Below are 13,402 nucleotides of genomic sequence, written 5' to 3'. Positions count from 1 at the left end.
GCGGTGCGGTTCGGAACCGCACCGCGGTCGGTGGCCGTTTTTCGTGGTCAGTCCCGGGTTTTGTCGCGGGTCAGGTCTCCGGTGTGTCGTTCGCGCCACAGCCGGGCCTTCTCGCGGTTGCCGCAGACCCGCATGGAGCACCAGGTGCGCGATCTGTTGCGCGATCGGTCGTAGAAGGCCGAGAGGCAGTCCTCCGCCGGGCAGATCTTGATGCGGTTCCAATGGCCGGTGTGCACGAGCCGGATCGCTGCGACGAGCACCGTTCCGAGCGCATCGGTGCCGCTGAGCACGGGCAGGCCCTGCCGCAGTTCCACCCGCACCGGCCATGCGTGGGGCATGGCCGTGTCCGGCAGCGAACCGAGGGTGACGGCGTTGCGCATCGCTTCTCGGGCCTGCAGGGTCGGTTCGGTACTGCTGGGGACGCCGAGCCCGCGCTCGAAGCACCAGCTTCGCCAGCGCACGTGATCGCGGAGGAGTTCGGTCCCGGTTTCAGCGTCGTAGGTGTTCAGAAACGCCAGGACGAGTTCGAGGTCGTGTTCGACGGTGGGTCCCGCCGAGTCCACGACCGGGGGATTGTCCATCACTGGAGCGACAGCTCTGCTGTTCACGTCCCTATCGTAAGTCACGAAACGGCATGTACCGAGCCCCTGTAACCTGCGTTCACGCAGTGGTGGTTGCGATGTCGCCGCTGGCTCCCGGCGCGGCGTTGCCGGGGACGGTCGTTGCGGGATGGTCGCCGCGTCCGCGCGGGAGCGGCTGCCCTCGCAGGCGCCGCCCGTGTTCCGGTGGCGGGGGTGCAGCGTGCGGCGGGCTCGGTGGTGGCGGGAATTGCGCGAGAGTACAGCGAGGTGTGCGGATGGTCACCGCGGATTCGGGTGCGGTACGGGCGGAAGCTGCGGAGGTGGGGACTCCGCTGCGGGTGCTCGCGTTCGTGCTGGACTGTCCGAACCCCCGGGCGCTGGCTCGGTTCTACGGGCGCTTGCTCGGCTGGGAGGTCGACGAGGACGAGTCGGATGCGGAGTGGGTGGAGCTCGCGGACCCGTTCGGCGGAGCGAGGTTGGCGTTCCAGCACGATCCGGAGTTCCGGCCGCCCACGTGGCCGGACGCGGAGCTGCCGCAGATGGCGCATCTCGATGTTCGGGTGAGCCGTCTCGACACTGCGCACGAGTGGGCGCTCACTGCCGGGGCGCGGCAGCTCCCGCAGCCGCCCGACCGCCACGAGGCGTCCTTCCGCGTGTACGCCGATCCGGCGGGGCACCCGTTCTGCCTGTGCGCCTGCGATTCCTGATCCGCGGAACGCGCGAGCTCGGAACGGACTGCAAGCAAGGTGCTTGCAATAGCTAGCGCCCGTGGGTAGGCTGCGGCTGCAGTCGGAGGTGGCAGCACATGGGTCGCGTGAACAAATCCGTCTCGAGCGTCAACGACGCCGTGAACCAGGCTGTCACCGATCTCGGCGGCTACATCCGCGCCCAGCGCACCAACGCGCAGATCTCGGTGCGCCAGTTGGCCGAACGCGCGGGCGTGTCCAACCCGTACCTGAGTCAGGTGGAGCGTGGGCTGCGCAAGCCCAGCGCGGAGATCCTCCAGCAGATCGCGAAGGCGCTGCGGATCTCCGCGGAAGCGCTCTACGTCCAAGCGGGCATCCTGCAACCGCGCGCAGGCGGCCCGGTGGTGGACGCGATCCTGGCCGACTCGGAACTCACCGAGCGGCAAAAGCAAGTGTTGCTGGACATCTACGGCTCGTTCCGCAACGAGAACGACGGCACGGTGTCCGAGAGCGAGGAGTGATCCGCATGCCCCCCGAAACGAAGACCACGACCGACACGACCAACGCCCCTTCGGAGAGCACGCAGTCGCTGGGCAGCCTGGCTCAGCAGGCGCGCACCCCGCTGCTCGCCGCGCTCGGAGCGGGCGACATCGCCGCGCAGACCGTGCTGGAGCGGCTGGAGAAGATCCGCGCGCAGCTGAGCGAACGGGCCGAATCCGCCCGCCAGGAGCTGCCGAACGACCTCGACGGGCTGCGCGAGAAGCTGGACCCGGCGGAACTGCGCAAACTCGTCGACCAGTACACGCACTCGGCGCGCCAGCTGTACGGCTACCTCGCCGACCGCGGCGAGGAGACCCTGGACCGGATGCAGGCCGAGCCGCGCGTGCAGCAGGTGCGCGAACGCGTGGAAACCGCGCAGGGCAAGATCGACGACGCGGTCGGCGAGGTGCGCGAGCTCGCCGACGACGTGCTCGGAACGGTGAGCCCCGCCCGCCCCGACGCCGGGGAGGAGCCGGGCGCGGCGACCGGGACCACCGGCAGCGGCTCCGGCGCGGAGAAGCCCGCCGGTTCGAGCGGCGGCAGCACCTCCGCGAAGAAGTCCTCCGCCGCGAAGAACGGCTCGAAGGGCTCGTCCCAGGGCACCTCGGACAGCTGAGCGCAGCCGCGGAGCAGCCGTGCCGGCATCGGCCGGCCCCGCCTGCGTCCTGCGCGCCCCGCGGGGCGCAGGCGGGTGTGCCCTGGAACTTCGACCACGTAGGGTGGGCCCTGTGCTGTTGGCGAGTGTGATTCTGCTGGTCCTGTGGATCGCCAGCCTCCCCGTCGGGGTGTACGCGTTCATCCACGCGGCAATGCAGCGGACCGATGCCTTCACCGCGGCGGACAAGCTGAGCAAACCGGCCTGGCTCGGGATCACCGGTGGTGCGGTGCTGGTGCTCGCGTTGTCCCGGGGGCCGGGGGGCGGTGGCATGATCTTCTGGATCGCCGGCCTCGTGGCCGCGCTGGTCTACGTCGTGGACGTCGGCCCGAAGCTCCGGGAAGTCCAGGGAGGCAGTTACTGGTGATCCGCTGGGACGCGCGCGGACGCGGCGAGCCGGTCACGCTGGTGGTGCACGGTCTGGGCGCAACCCCGGGTGAGGCGCGCATTCCGGCCTCCGGCCTGCGCGGCACCCGGGTCGTGGTCACGCTGCCGAGCCACGGCGCCGCGGCGGATGCTCCGCCGGACTACTGGACCTACGAGAACGTGGCGCACGACGTGCTTCGCGCGGCGGACGAGACGGGGGCCGACCGCGCTGTCGGCGTGTCCCTCGGCGCGGGGGCGTTGACCCGGATCGCCGCGGACAAGCCGGACCGGTTCACCCGCCTGTCACTGATCCAGCCGGCGGCGCTGGAGCAGCCGCACCACCCCGCCCGTTCCCGGGTTTTCGGTGAGCTCGCGGCCCTCGTCGAGCGCGCGGCCGAGGACGACGGCGCCGCGCTCCGCGAGAGCATCCGCGAATCGCTGCCGGACGGCGTGGACGCCGGTGAGTACGTCGAGCAGCGTGCGGCGGCGCTGCGCCGCCTGCGCCCCGCGCTGCGGACCCTGCCCGAACAAGCGCCCGTGTCCGAGGCGGACGCGCTGGCCGCGGTCACAACTGAGGTGCTGGTGATCGCCGCGGTGGATGATCCGATGCATCCCGAGCCGGTGGCGCGGGACGTGGCGCGAGCGTTCCCGCGCGGCAGGTGCGCGCCGCTGCCGTCGCGGGCGCCGATGATGACGCACCGGGCGCAGCTGCGCGGGCTTTTGCAGGACTTCTTGACCTGATCTCGTAGGAGGCGAGTCCGCTGGCGACGCGTCGGTGGATGCGAGAACGCGATCGGTGAACGGAGAGGATTGTGGAGTGGACTTCCGCGGCCGGGAAGCTGCATCCGGAACCGGCCCTGGCCCGTGGTGATGCGCTCGCCGAGCCCGTGGCTGCGGCGGTGCGGGCGTTGCCGACCGAGGAGGCCGAGCGCATCGGTGCGGCCGATATCGATCCGGAGTTGGCCGACACCGCCGCCTTCTGCGAGGAGTACGCCTCGCCGCTGGAACTGTCGGCGAACTGCGTGGTCGTCTCCGGCAAGCGCTCCGGCGAGGTCCGCTACGCCGGGTGCGTCGTGCTGGCCACGACCCGGTTGGACGTGAACACGACCGTGCGCCGCCGGCTCGACGTGCGCAAGGCCTCCTTCACGCCGATGGACGAGGCCGTCGAGTTGACCGGGATGGCCTACGGCGGGATCACCCCGCTGGGGTTGCCGCGGGAGTGGCCGCTGCTCGTGGACGCCCAGGTGCTCGAGCAGCCGGTCGTGGTGATCGGCAGCGGTTTGCGGGCGAGCAAGCTGTTCGTGCCCGGCGAGCTGCTCGGGCGTTCGCCGAACGCCGAAGTGGTGGACGGCCTGGCCAGCTGAGTCCGCTCTCCTGCTGGGACCGCTGGCCAGCTGAGTCCGCTCTCCTGCTGAGTCCGCTGTCCAGCTGGGACGGCTGTCCTGCTCGAGCCCCGTGCAGCGTTCCCGTCCTGTTCCGGGCATCTCCGCGGGGAGGGGGCGGTCACCCGCGGCGGGCCAGCCACCGGGTGGTGAACTGCTCCTCCTCGGCGAGGAGCTTCTGGACCTGCTCGGCCGCGAGGTCTTCGAGCTTGCCGCTCACGAGCGGCACACCGACGCGGACGGTTCCGGACACGACCAGTTCGCACGCCGGTGTCTCGCCTGCTGCGGGCAGGTCGTGCAGCCACATCGAGCTCGTGATCGAACAGGGCACCCCGCGGACTTCCGCGGCGAGCTCGCCCGCGTACCCCTCGTCGGTGGGGCGCCAGGACTCGCTGCGGTCGAGGGTGAGGTCGTCGTGGATCAGGCTGCGCGCGGCCGCCGGCAGCGTGTTCAGCGCGATGCTGTGCCGCACCTGGTAGCGCGCGCCGTGCTCGTCGGGGCCCGGTTCGTGCGCCACGAGCGCCGCGCGCTGGCCGCTGTGCGCGTCGAGACGTTCCCGCAGGCACTCGACGTCGATCAGCGCTGCGAACACGCGGGCAGCAGGCCAGTCGTTGGTGCTGCGGTGCTCGATGCGGCGGGTCATGGGGCGAAGGTTACCGTTGACGAACGTGCCCCCTGCGACCTCCGGTGCCGAGAACTTGTCCAGTACCACATCCCCGTCCACGACGGCCGAGCAGCGGCCGCTGGCGGAGTTCACCACGCTGCGCCTGGGCGGTCCGGCGCGTTCGCTGCTGTCCGCGGAGTCGGCGGAGGAGCTGGTCGACGCGGTGCGGGCCGCCGATGCGGCCGGGGTGCCGCTGCTGGTGCTCGGCGGCGGTTCCAACGTGGTGGTTGGCGACACCGGTTTCGACGGCCGCGTGGTGCGCATCGCCACCCGTGGGCGCGAGTGCGCCGAGCTGGGCGACGGCCGGGTGCGGCTGACCGTCGAGGCGGGTGAGGACTGGGACGACGTGGTCGCCGACGCGGTCCGGCGCGGGCTGGGCGGTGTCGAGTGCCTGTCGGGCGTACCCGGGCTGACCGGGGCGACACCGGTGCAGAACGTCGGTGCTTACGGGGTGGAGATCGCCGACGTGCTGGAGTCGGTGGATCTGTTCGACCGCGCCACCGGTCGGGTGTGCACGGTGCCGGCGGGCGAGTTGGGGCTGGCCTACCGGTCGAGTTCGTTGAAGCCGGGTGCGGCTGAGCGCGGCGGCAGGGCCGTGGTGCTGCGGGTGCGTCTGGTGCTCACCGCCGACGGGATGTCCGCGCCGATCCGGTACCCGGAGCTGGCGCGCGCGGTGGCGGCGGAGCCGGGGCAGCGGGTGCCGGTCGGCGACGCGCGGGAAGCGGTGCTGGCGCTGCGCCGCGGCAAGGGGATGGTGCTGGAGCCGGCCGATCACGACACCTGGAGCGCGGGGTCGTTCTTCACCAATCCGATCGTGCCGGATGCCGAACTGTCCGCGGTGCTCGCGCGGATCGAGCGGTCGGTGGACGGGCAGCGGGTGCCGCAGTTCCCGACCGGGGCGTCGACGAAGCTCTCGGCCGCGTGGTTGATCGAGCACGCCGGGTTCGGCAAGGGCTACGCGGGCCCGGGTGGACGCGTTCGGTTGTCGACGAAGCACACGTTGGCGTTGACGAACCGCGGTGCGGCGACGACGGATGATCTGCTGCGGCTGGCCCGCGACGTTCGGGACGGCGTGGTCGCTGCCTTCGGGGTGTCCTTGGCGCCGGAGCCGGTGCTCGTAGGGTGTTCGCTGTGAGCGGCCTCGGCCCGAACGACCAGCTGTATGACTCTTCGTGACTGATCCTTAACCGTCAGTGTTTAATGGGGGCGGTTCCGGAAACCGGCTTTCAGTCCCGCGGAGCCCCGCCCGCGCGGCGGCCTCCGGTGCCCGAACCAGCGCGTGTGCGCAGAGGGGGTGCCATGCTGACGATCAGCGAACTGCGCGACCGGGCCCTCATCCGCCCGGTCAAGCGAGCCGCCGAAGACGACCTGCTGGACCTTCCCGGGGTGACCGCGGTGGACATCGGCGAGAAGCGCAGGTCCGGGCACGGCACGGGGGTGCAGAGCATCCTCGTGTCGGTCGTGCGCAAGCGGGACGCGGCCGATGTTCCGGTCGACGAGCGCGTCCCCGCCGAGATATCCGGGATCGCCACCGACGTGGTCGAAGAGGAACCGGTGCTGTGGCACATCCACTGCTCCCGCGACCAAGCGCTGACCCGGCCGCCGGCCCAGCGTCCCGACTCGCGCGGTGCGCTGTCTGGACGCGGCGTCAGTCCGGCGCGCACGGCACGGCTGTTCCGGCCGCAGGTGCCGGTGGCCGACGAGTACCACCGCATCGGCACGCTCGGGCCGCTGGTGCTCTCCGAGGGGAGCACGCTGGGGCTGACCACGTTCGATGTGGCCTGCCTCGACGATGCCTGGACCGTCGGTGACGCCATGGTCGACCCGTTGCACGGGCACACCTGCGGTGCGCTGGACCGCGCTGCCCTGTCCGGGCGGGTGGACGCCGCGGCGGTCAGCCTGGCCGCGGCGGAGGTCGACGCGCTCCTGCCCGCCACCGGCGGTGCGGCCGATGACGGGCAGGTGGGAAGCGTTCACGGGCAGCGCGGTTCGGCGATCGCGTTTCCCGGCAGCCGGGTGTGCAAGGTGGGGTTCGGGACGGGGCTCACCCGCGGCGTTGTGACCTCGGTGGACGCGAGCGTGCGCGTGGACCACGGCGAGGCCCTGGGGGTGCGCGTGCTGCGGGAGCAGCTGCGCATCACCGGCACCGGCCGGTTGTACTGCGGCGCCGGTGATGCGGGTGCCGCGGTGCTCGACCCGCTCGGCCGCGTCGCCGGCCTGCACGTGGCCGGCAGCTGCACCGGCCGGGTGGGGTTCGCCAACCCGATCGCCGAGGTGCTCGCGGAGCTCGATGTGCGGTTGTGCCTGGCCGGGGCGCGTGTCGGCGCGTAGCGCCCAGGGGACTCACGTCCGCCGGTGCGCCCGTGTCGACGAGTGCTGATCACGCGGCTTGAGCTCGATGAAGTCCAGGTTGACGTGCTCCGGGCGGGTGACGGCGAACCCGATGACGTCGGCGACGTCCTCGGCCGTCAGCGGGGTCAATCCGCGGTAGACGGCGGCGGCTCGTTCGGTGTCCCCGCCGAAGCGCACCTCGGAGAACTCGGTTTCCACCAGGCCCGGCGCGATCTCGGTGAACCGCACCGGCTCGCCGAGGTGCTCGCCGCGCAGGGTGCGGTGCAGTGCCGATTCCGCGTGCTTGGCGGAGGTGTAGCCGCCGCCGTTGTCGTAGGCCTCGCGCGCTGCCACCGACGTCACCGTGATCACGTGTCCCGAGCCGGAGGCGACCACCTTCGGCAGCAGGGCCTTGGTCACCCGCAGCGTGCCGAGCACGTTCGTCTCCCACATCCAGCGCCATTCGTCCTCGTCGGCGGAGGCGATCGGGGCGCTTCCCCTGGCGCCGCCAGCGTTGTTCACCAGGACGTGACACGCGGAAATCCGGTCGGTGAAGGTCTGGACCGATTCGGCATCGGTCACGTCGAGCGGCACGGCGGTGCCGCCGATCTCCGCGGCGAGGTCGTCGATGCGGTCTTTTCGCCGGGCACCGATGGTCACCTGATACCCCTCCGCGGCCAGCCGCCGCGCCGTGGCCGCTCCGATGCCGGAGCTCGCGCCTGTCACGACCGCGTGATGTTTCAACTCGTTCACGTTCGTGTCCTTGTCTCGCGAGGTTGGTCTTCGCGCATCCGCGCGGATGCCGGTTCCGGTTGGTGTGAGCAGCGTGTTCCGCCGCTGCCGAGATCGTGTCGTAGCAGCGCAACCCATGCCCGCCGAGGGTGACGATACGCACGACATCCACATGCAAAACCCCAGATCTTGAGGCGTCATGTGGAGTGCGGGGTTCGATTCGAGCAGTGGGTGGGGCGATAATCGTGTGGCGGAAACAGTTTTCACGAGCGCTCACCGCGATGCTGTGGCTCATCGCGGTCGTGGCAGTCGCTGCCGGATGCGGTGAGGCGGAAGAGGAGTCGCAACCAGCCGCGCGAGTGGCGGTCGCTCCCGGTGATGGTGCGCAGGCGGTCAATCCGACAGCGCCGATCAGCGCGAAGGTGCAGCACGGCTGGCTGGACCACGTGACGCTGACCGGCTCGGACGGTTCGGTGATCACCGGAGCGCTCTCCCCGGACCGGAGCACGTGGCAACCCTCGCAGCAGTTGCGCTACGACGTGCACTACACCTGGGCGGGCAAGGCCCTCGGCGCCGACGGCAAGCTCGTGCCCGTGGGCGGGGAGTTCCGCACGCTGGCGCCGGAGAGCACCATCGGTGCGACGATCAGCCCGAACGACGGCCAGGAGGTCGGCGTCGGGATGCCGATCAGCATCGAGTTCGACGAGCCGGTGCAGGACAAGGCCGCCGTCGAGCGCGCGCTGAAGGTGCAGCCGTCGCAGCCGGTGGAGGGCTCGTGGGCGTGGCTCACCGACGAGAAGGTGGACTGGCGCCCGAAGGAGTACTGGCCCGCGAACACGCACGTGCGGGTGGAGACGAACCTGCGCGGTGTCGCGTTCGGTGGCGGCGCGTTCGGCGAGGACAATATGAGCACCGAGTTCGACATCGGGCGGCAGCAGATCGTCAAGGCCGACGTGCAGAGCCACCAGATCGTCGTCGAGCGCGACGGGCAGGCCGTGGCGACCTATCCCGCCGCCTTCGGCGCCGAGTGGGACCCGGGGCGCCGCACGATGAACGGCACCTACATCGTGATGGCGCGGGTACCGGTGCAGTACATGACCAACCCGAAGTACGGGTACTTCAACGAGCCGCACAGCTGGGCCGTGCGGTTCTCCAACCACGGCGAGTTCATCCACGAGCACGACGCCAACGCGGCCGCGATCGGCAACACGAACAACTCGCACGGCTGCGTCAACCTGACCTCCGGCAACGCCAAGGAGTACTACGACTCGGCGATGATCGGGGATCCGGTGGAGGTGACGGGTTCGGCCAGCGACATGGAACCCGGTTACGACGTCTACGACTGGCTCATCCCGTGGGATGAGTGGCAGACGATGTCCGCGCTGCACCAGCAGAGCTGACCCGGCCGCGGTCGGATGCCGCCGCTGCCCTGCGGTGGGAACCCTTCCGCGCAGCGCAGAACGGTTGCGGCTGCGCCGGCTCGTGGACGCCCGGCTCGTGGACGCGGGTCCTCACGCGGGCGAGGTCGCGGTGTCGGTGCACAGCACCGCGCTGAGCAGGCCGGGGAAGCGGACGTCGAGGTCCGCGCGGCGCAGGGTCGAGACGATCTCGCGGCCTTCGTAGCGCTGGTGGATCACGCCGGCTTCGCGCAGCACCCGCCAGTGGTAGGTCATGGTGGACTTGGAGACGGGGGCGATCAGGGCGCCGCAGGGCAGCGCCGTGCCTTCCGCGAGGACCCGCACGATGTGCAAGCGCACCGGGTGTCCCAACGCGTGCAGGACCTCGGTGATCTCGATTTGGCCGCGGTTCGGGTGGCGCAGCGACACGCGACCGATCGTACGGACATCGGGTTGCGCGGCAAGGCCTTGCCGGGACGGCGTTGCGCGAACGCGGCCGCGGCGGCGGAGCACGCGCCCGCGGTGCGTGCGTGTCCGGTGGACACGTCCGGTTCGAGGCCTGTTGTGGGGACGGTCACGTCCTCGGTGCTGGCCGTCCAGTGGTCGTTCAACCGAGCGGTAGCGTCCGCCCCGCTCACCTCGGCACGTGGCGGGTGGGTCCCGGGTGGCGTGCACGACCCGCCGCCGCGGGAAGCACGCCGCCGCGGGAAACACGAGCAGCCGCGGGGAACGCAGCCGTCGCGGGGAGCATGCCGTCGCGGCAAGCGCAGCCGTCGCGGGAAGCGCCGCCGCGGGAATGTTTTCGCCCCTGTGGGTGTCGGGGTGGACGGCGCCCGAAGAGCTCGGGCCGCCGAACACGCTGACGATGGGCAGCAGATGACCACGAACACAGTACGTTTCCGGCCGCGCCGTGTCGCTGTTCTCTCCCTGCACACGTCGCCGCTGGAGCAGCCCGGTACGGGTGACGCGGGCGGGATGAACGTCTACATCGCGCAGACGGCGAAACGCATGGCCGCGCAGGGCACCGAGGTCGAGATCTTCACCCGCGCCACGTCCTCGGAAGTGCCTCCCGTGGTGGAACTGGCCGACGGAGTGCTGGTGCGCAACGTGGTGGCCGGTCCGTTCGAGGGGCTGGGCAAGGAGGACCTGCCCTCGCAGTTGTGCGCGTTCGCCGCGGGGGCGCTGCGTGTGGAGGCCTGCCACGATCCCGGGTACTTCGATCTCGTGCACTCGCACTACTGGCTGTCCGGCCAGGTCGGCTGGCTCGCGCGGGAGCGGTGGGGGGTGCCGCTGGTGCACACCGCGCACACGCTGGCGAAGGTGAAGAACGCGGCCCTGGCCGAGGGGGACGAGCCTGAACCGCACATCCGCGTGATCGGCGAGGAGCAGGTGGTGCGCGAGTCCGACCTGTTCGTGGCGAACACCGATGCCGAGGCGAGCGAGCTCGTCGAGCGCTACGAGGCCGAGCCGGGCCGGGTGCGCACCATTCCGCCCGGGGTGGACCTGGACCGCTTCAGCCCGGGTGACCAGGCAGCGGCCCGCGAACACCTGGGACTGCCCCGGAACGCGGTGATCCTCGGATTCGTGGGCCGGATCCAGCCGTTGAAGGCTCCGGACGTGCTGCTGCGGGCCGCGGCGGAGCTGCTGCGGCAGCGCCCCGAGCTGCGCAGCCGGCTGGTCGTGCTCGTCGTCGGGGGTCCTTCGGGCAGCGGCCTGCAGCGTCCGGAGGCGTTGCAGCAGCTCGCCGCGGAACTGGGCATCACCGATGTCGTGCGGTTCCTCCCGCCGCAGTACGAAGACTTGCCGCAGATCTACCGGGCGGCGGACGTGATCACCGTGCCGAGCTACAACGAGTCCTTCGGGCTCGTCGCCCTGGAAGCCCAGGCGTGCGGCACGCCGGTCGTGGCCGCCGCGGTGGGCGGGCTGCCGGTGGCCGTGTCGCACGGGCGGTCGGGGCTGCTCGTGGACGGGCACGACGTCCATCGCTGGGCCGCGGCCCTGGCCGAGGTCACCACCTCCGGTGAGTACCGGCGGTGGTTGGCTTCCTCGACGACCGAGCATGCGGAGACGTTCTCCTGGGAACGCACCACGGACGCGTTGGTGGACACTTACGCCCGGGCGAAGTGGGCGTTCCACGCGCGGCTGGGTACTCAGGAGGTGACGGCGTGAGCTCTGCGACGGACGATGCCGCCGGTGGCGAGCAGGACGCTTCCGGGGCGGCGGATCCGGGAGGTGCGGCTGCGGTCGTGGAGGCCGCGCTGATCGACAGCGGGTTGGACTACCGCGTGCACGGGACCGGGCGGTTCTTCGTCACGCTGCCGGGCACGAAGAAGCTGCAGACGAACTGCTGGGTGGTGCTCGACGAGCACGCCCTGGTGATCGAGGCGTTCGTGTGCCGCAGGCCGGACGAGGCGCACGAGGACGTCTATCGGTACCTGCTGCGGCGCAACGCCCGGTTGTACGGGGTGCACTACACGCTCGACGGCAGTGGCGACGTCTACCTGGTGGGCAGGCTCGGCCGGCGGGCGGTGGACCCGGAGGAGCTGGACCGGCTGCTCGGGCAGGTCCTGGAGGCCGCCGACGGTGATTTCAACGCGCTGTTGGAGCTGGGATTCCGCACGGCGATCCGGCGCGAGTGGGGTTGGCGCGAGGCGCGGGGCGAGTCGTTGGCGAACCTGCGCCCGTTCCAGCAGTTGGTGCAGCGCGAGGGGGCGCTGCCGCCCGCGGAGGACTCCGGGTGAGGTGCTGGAGCAGCAGTCCCGGGTGAATCGCGACCCGGTGCTGTTGGGTACGCGGGCTGGGTGCCCTGGCTCGGGCGCGCGGGCTCGGGTGCGCGCACTGCTGCACCCGGTGGGTGCGGTTCCCGCCGGTGTCGGCGGGGACCGCGGGGCGGCTCGGGAGAGAGGGGGGAGTCGCGAGCTCGAACCGCCCCGCGAACAGGTCCCGCCGTGCTGACCTGCGCGCGGTTCGCGCTCAAGTCAGGCGGGCGCGGTCCGTTGGGGGAGAACGAACCGCACTGAACTCTCGCAAGACCGGGGAGTGCGTGATAGCCGATCAAGGAGAGCTCTGCCAACTTCGCAGAGTCCTAAGCCAGCCACAAGACCGGCACATTACTCCATCCGTGTGAGGTTTGGGTGTGAACGTAACACAGAGCAGTCATGCGGACGGCATTTTGTCATCGGTTGTGATGGCGAACACACTGCTGCTGCGGACGCACCGTGATCGGATAACCATCCGATGACGCGCACGACGTCGCGCGCGCCGCACGAGCATTAGCCTGGTTGTATGACTGGGACTGTGGTGCTGCTCAGGCACGGCGAAAGCACGTGGAACGCGGAGAACCTGTTCACCGGCTGGGTCGACGTTCCGCTGTCGGAGGAGGGAGAGAACGAGGTCCGCCGCGGCGGCGAGCTGCTGGCCGAGACCGGCGTCCTGCCGGACGTGGTGCACACGTCGCTGCTGCGGCGCGCGATCTCGACGGCGAACATCGCGCTGGACGTCGCCGACCGGCATTGGATCCCGGTGCGCCGGGACTGGCGGCTCAACGAGCGCCACTACGGCGCGCTGCAGGGCAAGAACAAGAAGCAGATCGCCGATGCGCACGGCGAGGAGCAGTTCATGCTCTGGCGTCGTTCCTACGACACGCCGCCACCGGAGATCGACCCCGACGACGAGTACAGCCAGGAGGGCGACCCGCGCTACGCCGACCTGGGCTCGGACCTGCCGCGGACGGAGTGCCTGAAGGACGTCGTGGCCCGCCTGGTGCCGTACTGGGAGCAGGCGATCGTGCCCGACCTGCGCGCGGGCCGCACCGTGCTGCTCGCCGCGCACGGCAACTCGCTGCGGGCGCTGGTCAAGCACCTCGACGGCATTTCGGACGAGGACATCCCCGGGTTGAACATCCCCACCGGGATCCCGCTGCGCTACGACCTGGACGAACGAATGGCCCCCGTCAAGCCGGGCGGTACCTACCTCGATCCGGAGGCGGCGGAGGACGCCGCCGCCGCGGTGGCGCAGCAGGGGCGCTGATCCCGCGGCCGGGTGTCCGGCGTGCGCGCAGGGTGCGTC

At 71.0% G+C, this 13,402-nt stretch carries 16 protein-coding genes; 12 read left to right on the top strand and 4 right to left on the bottom strand.

Translation table 11 applies throughout. The features are described 5' to 3' along the window. Nucleotides 1-47: 47 nt before the first annotated feature. A complete protein-coding gene (locus tag ACVGV2_RS19280; protein ID WP_459163753.1) occupies nt 48-608 on the bottom strand; it encodes a CGNR zinc finger domain-containing protein in 561 nt (186 codons plus the stop codon). A gap of 248 nt (nt 609-856) precedes the next feature. Here ACVGV2_RS19280 and ACVGV2_RS19275 point away from each other — a divergent pair, with 248 nt between their 5' ends. From ACVGV2_RS19275 to ACVGV2_RS19250, 6 genes are all read left to right on the top strand, one after another. Next, nucleotides 857-1,288: a VOC family protein gene (locus tag ACVGV2_RS19275; RefSeq protein ID WP_459163752.1), complete on the top strand. Its 432-nt coding sequence runs from the start codon at nt 857-859 to the stop codon at nt 1,286-1,288. Nucleotides 1,289-1,386: 98 nt separating this feature from the next. Continuing rightward, nucleotides 1,387-1,788, top strand: coding sequence for a helix-turn-helix domain-containing protein (locus ACVGV2_RS19270; RefSeq protein WP_459163751.1), 402 nt, complete (start codon nt 1,387-1,389; stop codon nt 1,786-1,788). 5 nt (nt 1,789-1,793) lie between these two features. Next, the gene (locus tag ACVGV2_RS19265; RefSeq protein ID WP_459163750.1) at nt 1,794-2,423 is read left to right on the top strand and encodes a hypothetical protein; all 630 of its coding nucleotides are present in this window, start codon (nt 1,794-1,796) and stop codon (nt 2,421-2,423) included. Between the two features lie 112 nt (nt 2,424-2,535). Then, entirely contained in the window at nt 2,536-2,829 is a 294-nt protein-coding gene (locus tag ACVGV2_RS19260) for a DUF2516 family protein (protein WP_459163749.1), read from the top strand. Next, nucleotides 2,826-3,569 (top strand): alpha/beta fold hydrolase, encoded by a 744-nt coding sequence (locus ACVGV2_RS19255; RefSeq protein WP_459163748.1) that lies wholly within the window; start codon nt 2,826-2,828, stop codon nt 3,567-3,569. The genes ACVGV2_RS19260 and ACVGV2_RS19255 overlap by 4 nt, the downstream gene beginning before the upstream one ends. Before the next feature lie 68 nt (nt 3,570-3,637). Then, complete coding sequence (locus ACVGV2_RS19250) at nt 3,638-4,192, top strand: YbaK/EbsC family protein (protein ID WP_459166059.1); 555 nt, start codon at nt 3,638-3,640, stop codon at nt 4,190-4,192. 139 nt (nt 4,193-4,331) lie between these two features. Here ACVGV2_RS19250 and ACVGV2_RS19245 read toward each other — a convergent pair whose 3' ends face one another. Next, entirely contained in the window at nt 4,332-4,853 is a 522-nt protein-coding gene (locus tag ACVGV2_RS19245; RefSeq protein WP_459163747.1) for a DUF2505 domain-containing protein, read from the bottom strand. Here ACVGV2_RS19245 and ACVGV2_RS19240 point away from each other — a divergent pair. After that, a complete protein-coding gene (locus ACVGV2_RS19240) occupies nt 4,852-6,009 on the top strand; it encodes a UDP-N-acetylmuramate dehydrogenase (protein ID WP_459163746.1) in 1,158 nt (385 codons plus the stop codon). The two genes, ACVGV2_RS19245 and ACVGV2_RS19240, sit on opposite strands and share 2 nt — an antisense overlap. A 164-nt stretch (nt 6,010-6,173) precedes the next feature. Further along, on the top strand, nt 6,174-7,205 hold the full coding sequence (locus tag ACVGV2_RS19235; RefSeq protein WP_459163745.1) for a chymotrypsin family serine protease: 1,032 nt from the start codon (nt 6,174-6,176) through the stop codon (nt 7,203-7,205). 12 nt (nt 7,206-7,217) lie between these two features. Here ACVGV2_RS19235 and ACVGV2_RS19230 read toward each other — a convergent pair whose 3' ends face one another. Then, a complete protein-coding gene (locus tag ACVGV2_RS19230) occupies nt 7,218-7,958 on the bottom strand; it encodes an SDR family oxidoreductase (protein WP_459163744.1) in 741 nt (246 codons plus the stop codon). A gap of 281 nt (nt 7,959-8,239) precedes the next feature. Here ACVGV2_RS19230 and ACVGV2_RS19225 point away from each other — a divergent pair, with 281 nt between their 5' ends. Then, nucleotides 8,240-9,337: a L,D-transpeptidase gene (locus tag ACVGV2_RS19225; RefSeq protein ID WP_459163743.1), complete on the top strand. Its 1,098-nt coding sequence runs from the start codon at nt 8,240-8,242 to the stop codon at nt 9,335-9,337. Nucleotides 9,338-9,448: 111 nt separating this feature from the next. Here ACVGV2_RS19225 and ACVGV2_RS19220 read toward each other — a convergent pair whose 3' ends face one another. Beyond that, nucleotides 9,449-9,763: an ArsR/SmtB family transcription factor gene (locus ACVGV2_RS19220; protein ID WP_459163742.1), complete on the bottom strand. Its 315-nt coding sequence runs from the start codon at nt 9,761-9,763 to the stop codon at nt 9,449-9,451. A 447-nt stretch (nt 9,764-10,210) separates the two neighbouring features. Between ACVGV2_RS19220 and mshA the strand changes: the two genes are divergently transcribed. The 3 genes from mshA (at nt 10,211) to ACVGV2_RS19205 (ending at nt 13,363) form a co-directional block, all read left to right on the top strand. Continuing rightward, complete coding sequence (gene mshA / locus ACVGV2_RS19215) at nt 10,211-11,503, top strand: D-inositol-3-phosphate glycosyltransferase (protein ID WP_459163741.1); 1,293 nt, start codon at nt 10,211-10,213, stop codon at nt 11,501-11,503. Nucleotides 11,504-11,580: 77 nt separating this feature from the next. Beyond that, nucleotides 11,581-12,075, top strand: a complete 495-nt coding sequence (locus tag ACVGV2_RS19210; protein WP_459166058.1) for a type III secretion system chaperone family protein — start codon at nt 11,581-11,583, stop codon at nt 12,073-12,075. A gap of 544 nt (nt 12,076-12,619) precedes the next feature. Further along, nucleotides 12,620-13,363 carry a phosphoglyceromutase gene (locus tag ACVGV2_RS19205; RefSeq protein ID WP_459163740.1) on the top strand — a complete coding sequence of 248 codons (744 nt, stop codon included), beginning with the start codon at nt 12,620-12,622 and terminating at the stop codon, nt 13,361-13,363. The last annotated feature ends 39 nt before the right edge of the window (nt 13,364-13,402 follow it).

It is taken from the genome of Bounagaea algeriensis, assembly GCF_054491375.1.
Note: the sequence above shows the minus strand (reverse complement) of the source record. Positions and strands in the feature narration are given on the sequence as shown.